Source organism: Deinococcus sp. AB2017081, assembly GCF_034440735.1.
Lineage (GTDB): Bacteria > Deinococcota > Deinococci > Deinococcales > Deinococcaceae > Deinococcus > Deinococcus rufus.
On the sequence record NZ_CP140098.1, the window covers coordinates 3,706,606 to 3,721,451 of the forward strand.

Consider the following 14,846-nt stretch of genomic DNA (forward strand, 5'->3'; position numbering starts at 1 on the left):
CTCAGGTCTCCGGCAGTTCGGGGTGCCGGGCGTGCGCGAAGGCCTGCTGGGCGCTGAACTCGCCCGCCAGCTTCTCGTACTCGCCGCCGGTGCACAGTTCCCACGAGCCGCGCTGATCCGACCACTCGGTGTCCAGCACGCGCAGCAGCGCGTCGCGGTGGGTGTCGTCGAGCACCGGCGCGATCACTTCGACGCGGCGGTCGAGGTTACGGCTCATCCAGTCGGCGCTGCCGAAGTACACCTGCGGCTGGCCGGCGTTGCCGAACGCGTACATCCGGGCATGCTCCAGGTAGCGCCCCAGCAGGCTGCGCACTCGGATGTTGGCGGACAGCCCTTCCAGGCCGGGGCGCAGGCAGCACACGCCCCGGATGATCAGTTCCACACGCACCCCGGCCTCCGACGCGCGGTACAGCGCCTCGATCATGGCCGGATCCGTCAGCTGGTTGACCTTCACGCGGGCCCAGGCGTCGTGTCCGGCCGCCGCGTGCTGCGCCTCGCGCTCCAGCAGGGCCTCGAAGCCGGCGCGGGCGGTATCCGGCGCGACCAGCAGATGCGCATACTCGGCCTCGGCGTAGCCGGTCAGGTGGTTGAACAGCTCGGCAATGTCCGCGCCCAGTTCCGGGTCGGCCGACAGCAGACTGAAGTCCGTGTACAGCCGCGCGGTCTTGGGGTTGTAGTTGCCGGAGCCGATGTGCATGTAGCGCCGCAGGCCACCCTCCTCGCGCCGCACGACCAGCGCGACCTTGGCGTGGGTCTTGAGGCCCGCCATGCCGTACACGACATGCGCCCCGGCATGTTCCAGCTTGCGCGCCCAGCTGATGTTGCGCTGCTCGTCGAAGCGGGCCTTGAGCTCGATCATGGCCACGACCTGCTTGCCGTTCTCGGCCGCCTCGCGCAGGGCACCCAGGAGCCGGGGGTCGTCGCCGGTGCGGTACAGCGTCTGCTTGATCGCCAGCACCTGCGGATCGCGGGCCGACTCCTCCAGGAAGTTCAGGACGTTGGTGAACCCGTCGTAGGGATGGTGCAGCAGCACGTCCCCCCGGCGCAGGGTGGTGAAGATCCCGCCCTCCTCGTCCTGGTCGAGATCCGGCACGGCCGGCACGTAGGGCGGGTAGCCCAGCTCCGGCCGGTTCACGGGCAGGCCCATCAGGTCGGCGGTGCCCAGCGGGCCGTCCAGCAGGAAGATGTCGTCGGGGGCCAGGTGCAGGCGCTCCTGCAGGAAGGTCACGATCGCGGGCGACGTGCCCTGCACCACCTCCAGCCGCACCGCCGCCCCGAAGCGGCGGCGGCGCAGGCCGTCCTCGATGGTGGCGAGGAGGTCCTCGGCCTCCTCCTCCTCGAACTCGTAGTCGGTGTTGCGGGTCACGCGGAACACGTGCGCGGCGAGCACGCGGCGGCCCTTGAACAGGTCGCCGATGTGCGTGGCGATCACGTCTTCCAACAGCAGCAGGGCGTCCCCGACCACCACGATGCGCGGCAGCACGCCCACCGGCACCTTCACGCGGGCGAAGTCCGGTTCGTCCTCGCCGGCGTCGAGCAGCACCGCCAGGTTCAGGCTCAGGTTGCTCAGGTACGGGAAGGGATGACTGGGATCGACGATCAGCGGAGTCAACACGGGCTGGATCTGCGACAGGTACTGCTCGCGCAGCGCCGCGCGGGCCCGCTTGCCCAGATCCTGCACGCGCATGAGTCTCACGCCATCGGCGGCCAGTTCCTTCAGGGTCTTGCGGGCGGCCTTCTCGATCTCACGCAGCATGTCGTGGGTGCGGTGGCGCACCAGATCCAGCGTCTCGCGGGGGCTCAGGCCGTCCGGGCCCGGGGTGCTGACCCCGGCTGCGAGCTGGCGGTGCACGCCGGCCACGCGCACCATGAAGAACTCGTCGAGGTTGCTGCCGCAGATCGCCGCATACTTCAGACGTTCCAGCGGCGGGTTCCGGGGATCACGGGCCTCGGCCAGCACCCGCTCGTTGAAGGCGAGCCACGACAGCTCGCGGTTCAGATAGCGGCTGCCCGGATTGGCGACGGTGCTGTGCGTGCTCCCCACCGTTCTCGCCGCCTGGACACCCCGCGTGGCCCGGCGCCCCTTCCGGCGTGACTTCGGAGCGGACTCGTCTGTGGTGGTGGGGGCAACGGTGGTCTGGCGGGGCACAGTCATGACTCCTTGGAAGAAGAGCAGCGGGGGGTCAGGAGACGGTCAGCGGCGACACGTCCAGTCGATCTGTCCCCATTAAACCAGGGCCTACACGCGGGCGGCGGGGCCCGGTGCCCTGGTCGCACCCTGGCCCCGCCGCCCACCACACCTCAGACCCGCTTGAACAGCAGCGCGGCGTTCTGGCCGCCGAAGGCGAAGGAGTTCGACAGGGCGTACTCGACCTGCTTCTCCCGCGCCCCCTCCGGGATGTAGTCCAGCCCCAGTTCCGGGTCGGGATCGGTCAGGTTGATGGTCGGCGGCAGGATCCCGTCGGCCAGCGCCTGCGCGACCGCGATGGCCTCGATGGCGCCGGCGGCGCCCAGCAGGTGTCCGGTCATGCTCTTGGTCGAGCTGATGGCCAGGGCGGTCGCGTGATCGCCGAACACGTGCTTGATGCCCTGCGTCTCGTGCAGGTCGTTGTAGTACGTGCTGGTGCCGTGCGCGTTGATGTACCCCACCTGCTCGGGGTTCGCGCCGCCGGTCGCCAGCGCCATGCGCATGGCGACCTGGGCCCCACGCCCCTCGGGGGCCGGCATGGTGATGTGGTGCGCGTCGGCGCTGGTGCCGTAGCCGACGATCTCGGCGTAGATCCTCGCGCCGCGCTTCACGGCGTGCTCGTACTCCTCCAGGATCAGCACGCCCGCGCCCTCGCCGAGCACGAAGCCGTCGCGGGTGGCAGAGAAGGGCCGGCTGGCCTTCTCGGGCTCGTCGTTGCGGGTCGACAGGGCCTTCATGTTCGAGAAGCCGCCCACCGCCATCTGCGTGATGCTGGCCTCGGCCCCGCCGGCGATCATGACGTCGGCCAGACCCAGCTGGATCCAGCGCGCCGCGTCCCCGATCGCGCCGGTGCCGGTCGCGCAGGCGGTGACCACCGTGCTGCTCGGGCCGGTCGCGCCGAAGCGCATGGCGACGTGCCCCGCGCCCATGTTGGCGATCTGCATGGGAATGAACATCGGGCTGATCCGTCCGGGGCCGCGCTCAACGTTCACCCGCGCCTGATCCTCGAAGGTCTTCATGCCGCCGATGCCGCTGCCGATCACCGTGCCGGTGCGCTCGCCGCGCAGCTCATCCTCGGTCAGGCCGCTGTCCCGCACGGCCAGTTCCGCGCCGACCAGGGCCAGCTGCACGTAGCGGTCGAGCTTGCGGGCCTCACGCGGATCGAGCCACGCGTCCAGGCTGCCCTGCACCTCGCCGGCGATCTTGCTGGCCGTGTCCGTCGCGTCGAAGCGCGTGATGGCCACGACCCCGCTCTTCCCGGCCCGCTGCGCCTCGGCAAAGGCGGCGGCCCCGATCCCGATGGGCGTCACCGGCCCCAGACCCGTGATCACCACCCGCTTTAATCCCGTCACGCTCACGCCGTCCCTCCTGTCCTGTGCGGATCAGGGCGGAGTGCGGTATACACCGCGCCTCCGCCCCGACCGTCCACCTCCACGCGTGCTTCGCGTGGAATGCGCGTTTACTGCTTGTTCTCGATGTAGTCGACGGCGGCCTGCACGGTGCGGATGCCCTCGGCATCCTCGTCGCTGATGGTCACGCCGAACTTGTCTTCCAGACCCATGATCAGCTCGACGGTCTCCAGGCTGTCGGCGCCCAGATCCTCCACGAAGCGGGCCTCGGGCACCACCTTGTCTGCGTCCACGCCGAGTTTCTCGACGATCACGTCCTTCACATCATCAAAAGTCGCCATTGTTTCTTACCTCCTGTCCTTAAGTCTGCGCCAGTCTACACGTGTGCAGCGCCACAGTCACCGGTTCTGAACGGGGTGCAAAGGCGGGCAGGAGGGCAGGCACACGAGGTGGTGTCATCCTCTCCCCCACCGTCCAGTGTCAGCCCGGGTACAGGCCGCCGTCCACGCCGATGGTCTGCCCGGTCACGTAGCCGGCGGCGTCGGACGCCAGGAAGGCGACCACGGCGGCCACCTCGTCGGGCTGCCCGAAGCGGCCCAGCGGGATGCTGGCCAGGTAGCCCTTCTGCACGTCGTCCCCGAGCTCGGCCGTCATGTCGCTCTGGATGAAGCCCGGCGCGACGGCGTTCACGGTGATGCCCCGGCCGCCGTACTCCTTGGCGAGCGCCTTGGTCAGGCCGATCAGCCCGGCCTTGCTCGCCACGTAGTTGGCCTGCCCCGGATTGCCACTGCGGCCCACCACGCTGGTGATGTTGATGATCCGGCCCGTCCGGGCCCGCATCATGTGCTTGATGGCGGCGCGGGACGCGGTGAAGGCGCTCGACAGGTTGGTCTGGAGCACGGTGTCCCAGTCCTCGTCCTTCATGCGGATCGCCAGCCCGTCGCGGGTGATCCCGGCGTTGTTGACCAGCACGTCCAGGCGGCCCATGGACTTGATCACGTCCTCGACGAGTGTGCCGGCGTTGGCGGGCGTGCTCAGGTCGGCCCCGAACACCCCGGCGCTCACGCCCAGGGCCTGGATCTCGGCGGCGACCTTCGCGGCCTCCTCGGCATTGCGGCCGTAGTGGACGGCGACATCGAAGCCGGCGCGGGCGAGGTGAAGGGCCATGGCACGGCCCAGGCCCCGGCTGCTGCCGGTCACCAGGGCGACTCTGCGGGTGGGGGTCTCAGTCATGGAGTTCCTCTGGTCAGGGTGAAGTCGGTGGCGGCCATGCCCTGAAGATACCGGCACGTCCAGCGGACGTCGCTGCCGGTCTGTCGCACGGCCGGGCAGGTGATGGTGACGTTCGGCGAGTCCGGAAACCGCAGCCACAGCCCGGCCGGAACTGGTGAGAGCTGGGCCTGGAGGTACCGGTGCTGGTACGAGCCGTTCACGAACCCCTCGACGGCGGAGGTCTGGCCGGCCAGGGTGCTGCGGCCGGCGACGGTATAGGACGACTCGCTGTGGTACGTCGCGGTCAGATCGAGCGTCAGGGACGTGGGGTCACCGGCGCCCAGGGCGAGCTGAGCCGTCCACACCCCCCGCAGGATCCGGGGATCCGTGGCGAACGCGACCGCCTCGCGCGTGTCCGGCGGCACCGGGTCTCCCCGGCACGCACTCAGCAGGGCGAGCAGAATCACCGCAGGCAGCACTGGCTTCATACGCCGCATCGTGTCACCCCGCTCCCGTGGCCGTGGCCGCATCTCCGCGCAGCGTCGCCTGTACGCCGTCGCGGTGGTGCCGGTTGTGGTACACGGTGAAGTACAGCAGTTCCCGCACGGTCAGATCGCCCAGGATCGGGTGCCGGGCCTGCCAGTCGTCCAGGTCGGAGTCCGGCCAGCGTGACAGGGCCGAGTTCAGGGTGCTCAGGCCGGTGCGGTAGCGGGCCACCAGGGCGGTCTGGTCGCTCCCGACACGCGGCAGGTAGGGCCCAGGGGCCTTCGCACCGGCGGCAAGCCTGGCGCGGTAGGTGTCGCGCAGCTGCGGATACGTCAGGCGTGCGCGGCCCGCTGCTGCGGGTTCCAGGCGACCCCGAGCCAGCCCCAGCCGCGCCGCCAGCCTGGGCAGCGAGTGCCGGGCCACACGCAGACCAGTGGCGACCGGGGCGTTGGAGCGGATCAGGTGATCGAGGTGCTGGGCAGGCGACCACCGGCCCGGCGGGGCCGCCGTGAACGTGGCCGCGTCCAGGGCCTCGAAGAATCCTCCCACTGTCCCGCAGGCCGCGTGCAGCGCGGCCCGCAGGTCGTCCCGCGTGACCGGATCGCGGTCTGTCACCGCGTGGCGTCCTGGCCGAACAGCAGGCGCACGCCGTCCTGGTGGTGCCAGTTGTGGTACAGCGTGAAGTACAGCATCTCGCGCACGCTGATGTTCCCCAGCACCGGGTGGAGCATGTTGCAGGTGTCGAGATCCCCGTCGGCCCACGTCCCGAGTGCGCCCAGCAGCGCGTCCAGTCCGTCCCGGTAGCGGGCGACGAGACCCGCCTGGTCGTCGCGTGGCTCGGGCAGGTACCGTCCGAAGGCCTTCTGACCACGGGCCAGGGCGGCGTGATACTCGGCCCGCACCCCGGCATAGGAGCGCGAGCCCTCGCCCGGATCGCGCGGCGCGAGCAGATGGCGGGGAATGTTCAGCCCGGCGGTGACCGGGGCGTTCGAGCGGATCAGGTGATCCAGATGGTGGGCGGGCGACCAGCGCTCGGCCGTGCCGTTCAGGAAGACCGGCGCGGGCAGGCCAGCAAAATAAGCACCGATCTCGTCACGGGCGGCGTGGAAGGCCGCGATCAGGTCGTCCCGCGTGACGGGCTCCGGCGTGGTCACAGCACGAAGTCCTGCACCTGCGCGGCAGTCCCGACGTTCAGGGTGCGGGCGTCGGGCAGGATCCGTTTCACCAGCCCCGTGAGCACCGTGCCGGGGCCGAACTCGATGAACACGTCGGTGCCGGCCGCGTGCAGGGCGTGGATGGTCTCGACCCAGCGCACCGCACCCGTGATCTGCCGGGCGAGCAGGTTCGGCAGGGCGGCGGCGGCGGTGTTCGGCTGCGCGGTCACGTTCGCGTACACCGGGAAGGCGGGCACGTGGAAGGTAGCGGCATTCAGGGCCGGCGTCAGGCCGTCCTGGGCCGGCTGCATCAGGGCGCAGTGGAAGGGGGCACTGACCTTCAGCGCAATGGCCTTCAGGCCGCGTGATTTCAGCTCGGCCCCGGCGGCCTCGACCGCGCCCTTCTCGCCGCTGATGACGGTCTGGGTGGGCGCGTTGAAGTTGGCTGGCTGCACCGTGCCGGTCATGGACGCGCAGACCTCCTGCACCACCGCCGGATCACCCATGATGGCGCTCATGGCCCCCACCCCGACCGGCACGGCCGCCTGCATCAGCTCGCCGCGCTGGCGGGTGAGCCGCAGCGCATCTACGAGATCCAGCGCCCCGGCGGCGACCAGCGCAGAGTATTCCCCCAGCGAGTGCCCAGCCGCGAAGGCGGGGGTCAGACCGGTGTGCGCCGCCCACGCCCGGTACGCCGCGACACTGGCCGCGACCAGCGCGGGCTGCTGGTTGGCGGTCAGGGTCAGGTCTTCGGGTGGCCCCTGCTCGATCAGGGCCCGCAGGCCCGGCAGTGTGGCATCGGCCGTGGCGTAGGTCTCCCCCGCCGGTGGGAACGCGGCGGCGATGTCCACGCCCATACCGACACTGTGCGACCCCTGCCCCGGAAACAACGCTGCGATCCTCATGCCCCGACCTCCGTGCCCTCTGCGCTCTGCTCCGTGCCGTCTGCGCTCTGTTGTGTGCCCTCTGCCGTCTTCACTCCCAGCGACGGAGCTCCGCCCCACCAGCGCATGGTGGCCGCCGCCCAGCTCAGGCCCCCGCCGAAGGCCACGAGCAGCAGCTGCTGGCCGTCCTGCACGCGGCCGTCGTCCACGGCCTCGCGCAGCACCAGGGGCACGGTGGCGGAACTGGTGTTGCCATAGCGGTCGAGGTTCACGACGTTTTTGTCCATGGGAATGCCGAAGCGCTGCATGGCCGCCTCGATGATCCGCACGTTCGCCTGGTGGGGGATCACCCAGTCCACGTCTGCGCTGCTCAGGCCGGTCTTGCGCAGCACCGCGTTGCCGCTATCGCCCAGCACGCGCACGGCGAACTTGAAGACCTCGCGGCCGTTCATGTCGGCCTTCGGCCCCATGGGGGTGCCGTCGGGCAGGCGGTCGGCGATGCAGCCCTTGAAGAGGGCCGGGCCGCCCGCGCTGTCGGCTCCGAGCACGAACTCCTGAAAGCCGTAGCCGTCTGGCACGGGGCCGACCACCGCCGCACCCGCGCCGTCCCCGAACAGGATGGCGGTGTTGCGGTCATTCTGGTCGACGATCTTGCTCAGCACCTCGCCGCCGATGACCAGCACGCGGCGGGCGGTACCGGCCAGGATCAGGCCCTGCGCCATGCTCAGGCCGTACACGAAGCCCGAGCACGCCGTCGAGAGGTCGAAGGCCCCGCTGCCGGTCAGGCCGACCTGTCCGGCGATCAGCGCGGCGGTGCTGGGAAACATGGCGTCGGGCGTGGCCGTCGCGCAAATGACCATGTCCACGCCCTCCAGGGCGTCGGGATCGCGTTCCAGCATGTCGCGCACCGCGCCCAGCCCCATGTGCGACGTGAATTCACTGTCAGCTGCGAAATGCCGCTCCCGGATCCCGGTGCGGGACTCGATCCACTCGGCGGTGGTGTCCAGATACGCCTCGAAGTCGGCGTTCGTGACGATGCGGGGCGGCGCGTAACTGCCCAGCGCAGTGATACCCAGGCGGGGCCGTGGGGCGGGGGGTGCATCCATAGCGTCCACCGTAACAGTCCCTGAACAGGCGTTCAATGAATCACCCGGCCGTGGGTGACCGGACGGGATGGGCTGTTGGCTCCCGGCCGGGATCACGCCTCGGCGGCCCCACCCCACCATGTCAGGGCCGCGGCCGCCCACGACAGGCCGCCGCCGAAACCCGCCAGCACCAGTTGCTGCCCGTGCTGCACGCGGCCGTCGCGCACACCCTCGCACAGCGCCAGGGGGATGCTGGCGGCGCTGGTGTTGCCGTAGCGGTCGAGGTTCACGACGGTGCGGGTCATGGGCAGGCCCAGCCGCTGCACCGCCGCCTCGATGATCCGCACGTTCGCCTGGTGCGGGATCAGCCAGTCGATGTCGCTGCCCTGCCGCCCGGCCCGGCGCATGGCAGCGTCGGCGCAGTCCCCCAGCATGCGCACCGCGAATTTGAAGACCTCGCGGCCGTTCTGGGTCAGGTACGGGCCCATGGGCATGCCGCCGGGCAGGCGGTCGGCCGCGCCGCGCAGGAACAGGCTGGGGCCGCCCGCCGCGTCCGCACCGAGTTCGAAACTCTGGAAGCCGCAGCCGTCGGGCACCGCGCCCACGACGACCGCGCCCGCGCCGTCCCCGAACAGGATCGCGGTGTTGCGGTCGTGCTGATCGACGACGCGGCTCATGACCTCGGCGCCCACGACCAGCACACGGCGGGCCACGCCGCCCGCGACCAGTCCGTACGCCACGCTCAGGGCGTACACGAAGCCCGAGCACGCCACGCTGACGTCCATGGCCGCGGCCCCCGCCAGTCCGACCTCCTTTGCGATCAGGGCGGCGGTACTGGGAAACATGGCGTCGGGGCTGCTGGTCGCGCAGATCACGCTGTCCACTCCGTCCAGCGCATCCGGCCGGTGGGCCAGCAGGTCGCGCACCGCCAGCACACCCAGGCCACTGGTGGTCTGCTCCGGCGCGGCGAAGCGGCGTTCGCGGATGCCGCTGCGGGACTCGATCCACTCGGCCGTGGTCTCCAGGTGGGCCTCGAAATAACTGTTGGGCACGACGCGGTCGGGCACGTAGGCCCCCAGCGCCGTGATGCCGATCCCGGAACGCAGCGGGCGGGGGCCGGAGGTCGGAACGGTCATGACCTGCACCCTAACATTCTTTGAACGGGCGTTCAATGAATCTCCCGACGGAACTTCGTGTGCCGGGCCGCCGCCCTACCCGGACGGCGCGGTAGACTCCCGGCATTCCAGACAACGGTGAGGTCACGTGGACGCCGCACTTCTCACAGCCATGATCTCTCTGCGCCTTCTGGGCGAGCCGGACGTCACTGTGGACGGTCACGCGCAGCCCCTGGCGGCCGACACGTCCCTGTGGCTGCTCACGCTGCTGGCCAGCGCGGCGGAGGCGGTGCCCCGCGAGGAACTCCTGGAACTGCTGTACCCGGACACCGAGGAGGGCGCCGCCCGCAACCGGCTGCGACAGGCGCTGCACCGGGCGCGCACCCGTCCGTGGGGCGCGGGCGTGGTGGCCACCCCTGGAGACGTGCAGTGGCGCGCCTCCAGCGACGTCCGCACCTTCCGTGAGGCGTGCCGGGTCGGCCGCTGGGCAGACGCGCTCGCCGTGTTCCGTGGCCCCCTGCTGGGAACGCGGCGGCCGGCCGGGCTGCCCGCCTTCGAGGCGTGGCTGGATCTGGAACGCGATGACCTCCAGCAGCTGTGGATCGACGCGGCCCTCAGCCACGCCGAGGCGCTGGAGGCCAGCGGTCAGCCGGGGGCGGCCCAGCCGTGGCTCGCGCAGGTCATGGCGGTGAGTCCGTACCACGAGGACGCGGTGCAGCTCAGCCTGCGCTGCGCCGCCCGGCTGGGGGACGTGCCGGGGGCGGCCCAGATCTACGAACGTTTCCGCACGCTGCTGCGCCGGGATCTGGGCGTGGTGCCCACCGAGACCACCACGGCGCTGTACGGGGCCGTCCGCGCCGGGCGGGTCGCGGCCACGGAGCCCCCCAGACCCGGCGCTCCCCGCACGCCGCTGATCGGCCGCCAGGCGGAACTGGGCACCCTGCTGGCACGGCTGGACGATCCGGCGTGCCGGCTGCTGTCGCTGACCGGGCCGGGGGGGGCCGGCAAGACCCGGCTGGCGCTGGAACTGCTGCGGCGGAGCAGCCCCCGGCCGGTCGGAGCGCATCTCGTTGCCCTCGAGGCCGCGACCTCGGTGCCGGCCGTCCTCTCGGCCGTGGCGGCCGCCCTGGGACTGGCGTCCGGCAGCAGCGAGGTGCCGGAGACGCAGGTCATCGCCGCGCTGCAGGCCGGCCCGGCACTGCTGGCCCTGGACAATCTCGAGCACTTGCTGGCCGGCGAGACCCGAGACGGCCTGCTGGCCCTGCTGACCCGGCTGCTCGCCGCGGCGCCGGGCGTGCAGCTGATCACCACGTCCCGCATCCGTCTGGGCCTGCAGGACGAATGGGTCACGACGCTGGGCGGCCTGGAGCTGCCCGCCACCCCGACGCTGGAGGGGGCCGCGCAGTCCGGCGCAGTGCGGCTGTTTCTGGAACGTGCCCGGCGCGTGTCGCCGGAGCTGGCGCTCACGCCGCAGACCCTGGACGGGCTGCTGACGGTCACCACGCAGACCGGCGGGCTGCCGCTGGCCCTGGAACTGACGGCCGGGTGGCTGGGTGCCCTGACGCTGGAGGACGTGGCAGCGGAACTCCACCGGGGACTGGACGATGTGGGCAGCGACGCCGCCGACCGGCCAGCGCGTCACCGCAGCCTGCGCGCCACCTTCGACCAGTCGTGGGCCCTGCTGCCCCGAGGTGCCCAGGTGATGCTGGCGCGGCTGTCGGTGTGCCGCGGGGGCTTCGACCTGGGGGCCGCCCGGACGGTGGGGGGCGGTTCCCTCCAGACGCTGCTGGTTCTGGGAGATCACTCGCTGCTCACCCGCGACCTCGGCGGCCGGTACGCGCTGCACGCAGTCATCCGGGAATTCGCGGCGCAGCGGCCCGACCTGCCCGGCGAGCACGCCGCCGCCAGCGCCGCGCACGCCACGTACTACGCCGGGCTCGCCCGCGACGCGGCCCCGCACCTGCATGGCCCCGAACAGCAGCGCTGGCTGGCGCGCCTGCACACCGAACACGCCAACCTGCAGGCCGCCCTGGCGCACCTCGCCGGGGCGGGAGACGCGGCCGGCGCCCTGGCCCTCGCGGCAGACCTGCACTGGTTCTGGTACGTGCGCGGCCACCACCGTGAGGGGTACGACCACCTGACCACGGCCCTGGCGCTGCCGGGCGGCCCGGATGTGGCGCGGGCCAGGGCGCTGTGTGCCGCCGGCTCGCTGGCGCGTGACCTGGGACACCACGCCGCCACCCGCCGACACCTGGAGGACGCGCTGACCCTGGCCCGCGCCCTGACGCTGCCGACCCTGGAGGCGCAGGCGCACCACGGACTGGCCCTCCTTGACCGGGAACTCGGGGCGCTGGACGCCGCGCTGGAGCACCTGCACGTCGCGGAGACGCTCCAGCGCGGCGGGCCGGACATGTGGGGCCTGGCGACCACGCTCAACGACCTCGGGATCGCTCAGGCCCTGCAGGGCGACACGGCGCAGGCCCGCCGCCTCTTCCAGGAGAGCCTGGCGCTCAAGGAGCGCATCGGCGACCGGCAGGGCGTGGCCTACGCGCTGGCCAACCTGGGCAACGTCACCGAGTCCCTGACCGACTTCCGGCGCCTGACCGAGCAGAGCCTGGAGATCAAGCGGGAACTCGGCGACCGCCAGGGCACCGCCAACTCGCTGTTCAACCTGGCCGACCTGCACGTCAATGCGGGCGAACTGCCGCTGGCCCGCACACAGCTCACCGAGGCCCTGCAGCTGTACGTGCAGCTGGGGCGGCACCGGGGCACGGCCGCCGCCCTGCTGGAGTTCGCCAAGCTCTGCGCGGCCGAGGGCGACCCCCGCCGCTGCGTGACACTGGCCGGCGCGGCCAACGCCCTGGCCAGGGCAACCGGCGTACCGATGCAGGGCGTGGACATCAGCGCGGTGCTCCTGGCGGCCCGGCTTGACTGCGGCCCCGACGCCGACGACCTGTACCTCCAGGGGCAACTGCTGCCGCTGGCCGGGGCGATCCAGCGGGCCATCGCGCCGCCCGGCACGGCCATCACCCCCGCGTAACGGCAGCTAACGGCCCCCTCCTACGCTCTCCTCACCCCGAGTTCCGCTCCCCGCCCGCGCCACGCGGCCCCGGAGCTGCTCCGGGTGAGGAGCCGCATGAGTGTGTCCACCGCCCTGATCGCCGTGTTCCCGTTCTCCAGTCCCGGCATCCCGCCGACCCGCGTGCGCTGCCACGCCCCGCTGCCGGCCAGCGGGAACGTGTGGCCCTCTCCGCCTGGCCGGCGGCCGACACCGCCGTGCCGGCGGGCCCGCCCCGGCTGGCGCTGACCCACTGTCCGATCCGTCGTCCCCACCGTTCTCATCCCGGAGGTCTGTCATGCGTACCCTGAACGTGTCCCGCCACCTGCTCACGCTGTCCCTGCCCCTGCTCGTCGCCGCCTGCGGCTCGGGGGGCAGCCCGACCGACCAGACCGTGGCCGATCCGCCCAACTTCACCGGCACGGCGGCAGGCGCCACGACCGTCAACCTGCGCTGGGACGCCGTGGCGGGGGCCACGTCCTACACCCTGGAACGCAAGACGAACACGGCCGCGTATTCGCTGATCGCGTCGCCCGGCGCGGGCACCCTGAACTACGCCGACACCACCGCCCAGGCCAGCACGGCGTACACCTACCGCGTGAAGGCGGTCAGTGGCAGCGCGTCCAGCGCCGGCGCGGTCACCAGCGTGACCACCCCCGCCGGTGCCGCGCCCCAGAACCCGAACGCCGAGGCCATCAACGCCTATGCCAGCAGCCTGCCGTCGTGGGCGGCCTTCTCGCCGCCGATCCCCGACAGCGACGAGGCCAGCGGCCCCGCCGTACCCGCACAGATCACCGAGGACGGCGTGACCTACGACTGCACCACCACGCCCTACGGCCTGGCCCGCACCCCCGAGAAGGTCGTGACCTTCCAGCCGGACGCCTCGGTGTTCTGGCCGGGCGTGCTGCTCCAGGGCCGGGGCTACGCGGACGGCCTGGGCTCCCTGAAGGAATTGCCGATCCGGCAACGGGCGCCGCTGGCCGTGTCCATCGACCTGCTGGGCAACGACAACGCCCGCACCGTGGACAGCCCGAATCTCCAGACCGTCACGCAGGCCATCGGGCAGCTGATCGCGGCGGCCAAGGCCGAGGGCGTCAGCCCCGGCACCAGCATCGACTACCAGAAGCAGGAAACGAACTCCAGCAATGAGGTCGCGCTGCACCTGGGCCTGTCGGCGCGGTACATGCCGCTGACCGTCAAGGCGACGCTGGACGTGAACCGTAAGGCCAACGAGACGACCATCACCGCGAACTTCATCGAGAAGGCCTTCACGGTGTCGGTCGTGCCGCCCCAGACACCCGCCGGCTTCTTCAGCCCCGACTTCACGCCGGCCCTGCTGGACGAGCAGAAGAACCTCGGCAATGTCGGGCCGAACAACCTGCCCACCTACGTGTCGAGCATCACCTACGGCCGCATCCTGCTGTTCAGCTTCACGGCCTCCGGCTCGGAGCAGGAGATCAAGGCCACCCTGGACGCCCTATACGAGTCGGCCAGCACCGGCGCGTCGGTGGAACTCAGCGCGGCGCAGAAGCAGCTGCTGTCCACCGCGTCGATCAAGGTCACGACCGTCGGCGGGGACTCCAGCAACGCCCTGGCCCTGATCCGCAGCGGCAACATCAGCGACTACTTCGAGACCACCACCGCCCTGGAGACCTACAAGCCCATCTCCTACGAGGTGCGCAACCTGGGCGACGGCAGCATCGCCAAGGTCAGCGAGACCACCAGCTACAACATCCGCCAGTGCACCGCGCGGCCAAAGGTGCCGGTCAAGACCGGCGAGGAAATCCAGATCACCCTCGACCGCATCAATGTGAACGACGCCGGCGACGGTGACCTGGAAAACGGCGAGGTCTACGGCAGCGTGACCCTCGACGGCACCGCCGCGTGGTCGGCGAACCGCGACAACGCGGTCTCGGTCGGGAACGGCGGGGTGATCGACATGAACGGCCAGAACTCGCTGAAGAAGGAGGCGAACCTGGGCAGCAGCGTGTCGTTCACCGTGACCGGCTACTTCAAGGACGCCGACTCCGGCCTGCGCGGCGGCGACGACGATCTGGGCGGCTTCGACACCACCATCACGGTGCCGGTGCCCATGACGTCCGGGCAGTACACCACCACCCTCAACGACTCGAACGGGTCGATGACTCTGGTGTACACGGTGAAGAAGACCAAGGATCTGATGACGCCCTGAAGCCTGGTGAAGGGCCAGTCTGGGAGTGTCCAGGGCCACCACCTCAGAGCCCAGGTCAAGAACGTCCGGTCATGTTCCGGACGTTCTTTCATGCTGCAAAGGCGGGTAACTTATGCTCTCTCGC

At 71.1% G+C, this 14,846-nt stretch carries 13 protein-coding genes; 3 read left to right on the forward strand and 10 right to left on the reverse strand.

What is annotated here, in order from left to right; all coding sequences use genetic code 11:
- Position 1 precedes the first annotated feature (1 nt).
- The 10 genes from ppk1 to U2P90_RS18155 all read right to left on the reverse strand — a co-directional run bounded on the left by ppk1 (position 2) and on the right by U2P90_RS18155 (position 9,494).
- Entirely contained in the window at positions 2-2,155 is a 2,154-nt protein-coding gene (gene ppk1 / locus U2P90_RS18110) for a polyphosphate kinase 1 (RefSeq protein ID WP_295815250.1), read from the reverse strand.
- Positions 2,156-2,301: 146 nt separating this feature from the next.
- Complete coding sequence (gene fabF, locus U2P90_RS18115; RefSeq protein WP_295815251.1) at positions 2,302-3,546, reverse strand: beta-ketoacyl-ACP synthase II; 1,245 nt, start codon at positions 3,544-3,546, stop codon at positions 2,302-2,304.
- Positions 3,547-3,647: 101 nt separating this feature from the next.
- Positions 3,648-3,878 (reverse strand): acyl carrier protein, encoded by a 231-nt coding sequence (gene acpP, locus U2P90_RS18120; protein WP_295815253.1) that lies wholly within the window; start codon positions 3,876-3,878, stop codon positions 3,648-3,650.
- Positions 3,879-4,017: 139 nt separating this feature from the next.
- Positions 4,018-4,770 (reverse strand): 3-oxoacyl-[acyl-carrier-protein] reductase, encoded by a 753-nt coding sequence (gene fabG, locus U2P90_RS18125; protein WP_322473224.1) that lies wholly within the window; start codon positions 4,768-4,770, stop codon positions 4,018-4,020.
- The gene (locus U2P90_RS18130) at positions 4,767-5,237 is read right to left on the reverse strand and encodes a hypothetical protein (RefSeq protein WP_322473225.1); all 471 of its coding nucleotides are present in this window, start codon (positions 5,235-5,237) and stop codon (positions 4,767-4,769) included. The genes fabG and U2P90_RS18130 overlap by 4 nt, the downstream gene beginning before the upstream one ends.
- A gap of 13 nt (positions 5,238-5,250) precedes the next feature.
- On the reverse strand, positions 5,251-5,850 hold the full coding sequence (locus tag U2P90_RS18135) for a DinB family protein (protein WP_322473226.1): 600 nt from the start codon (positions 5,848-5,850) through the stop codon (positions 5,251-5,253).
- Positions 5,847-6,389, reverse strand: a complete 543-nt coding sequence (locus tag U2P90_RS18140; protein ID WP_322473227.1) for a DinB family protein — start codon at positions 6,387-6,389, stop codon at positions 5,847-5,849. The genes U2P90_RS18135 and U2P90_RS18140 overlap by 4 nt, the downstream gene beginning before the upstream one ends.
- Positions 6,386-7,294: an ACP S-malonyltransferase gene (gene fabD / locus U2P90_RS18145; protein WP_322473228.1), complete on the reverse strand. Its 909-nt coding sequence runs from the start codon at positions 7,292-7,294 to the stop codon at positions 6,386-6,388. Before fabD ends, U2P90_RS18140 begins: the two co-directional genes overlap by 4 nt.
- On the reverse strand, positions 7,291-8,379 hold the full coding sequence (locus tag U2P90_RS18150) for a beta-ketoacyl-ACP synthase III (RefSeq protein ID WP_322473229.1): 1,089 nt from the start codon (positions 8,377-8,379) through the stop codon (positions 7,291-7,293). The genes fabD and U2P90_RS18150 overlap by 4 nt, the downstream gene beginning before the upstream one ends.
- Before the next feature lie 92 nt (positions 8,380-8,471).
- Positions 8,472-9,494 (reverse strand): beta-ketoacyl-ACP synthase III, encoded by a 1,023-nt coding sequence (locus tag U2P90_RS18155; protein ID WP_322473230.1) that lies wholly within the window; start codon positions 9,492-9,494, stop codon positions 8,472-8,474.
- A 151-nt stretch (positions 9,495-9,645) separates the two neighbouring features.
- On the opposite strand from U2P90_RS18155, the gene U2P90_RS18160 reads away from it, so the two are divergent.
- From U2P90_RS18160 to U2P90_RS18170, 3 genes are all read left to right on the forward strand, one after another.
- Complete coding sequence (locus tag U2P90_RS18160; protein ID WP_322473231.1) at positions 9,646-12,513, forward strand: ATP-binding protein; 2,868 nt, start codon at positions 9,646-9,648, stop codon at positions 12,511-12,513.
- Positions 12,514-12,609: 96 nt separating this feature from the next.
- Positions 12,610-12,780, forward strand: a complete 171-nt coding sequence (locus tag U2P90_RS18165; protein WP_322473232.1) for a hypothetical protein — start codon at positions 12,610-12,612, stop codon at positions 12,778-12,780.
- Between the two features lie 49 nt (positions 12,781-12,829).
- Positions 12,830-14,722, forward strand: a complete 1,893-nt coding sequence (locus U2P90_RS18170; protein ID WP_322473233.1) for a thiol-activated cytolysin family protein — start codon at positions 12,830-12,832, stop codon at positions 14,720-14,722.
- Positions 14,723-14,846 lie beyond the last annotated feature (124 nt).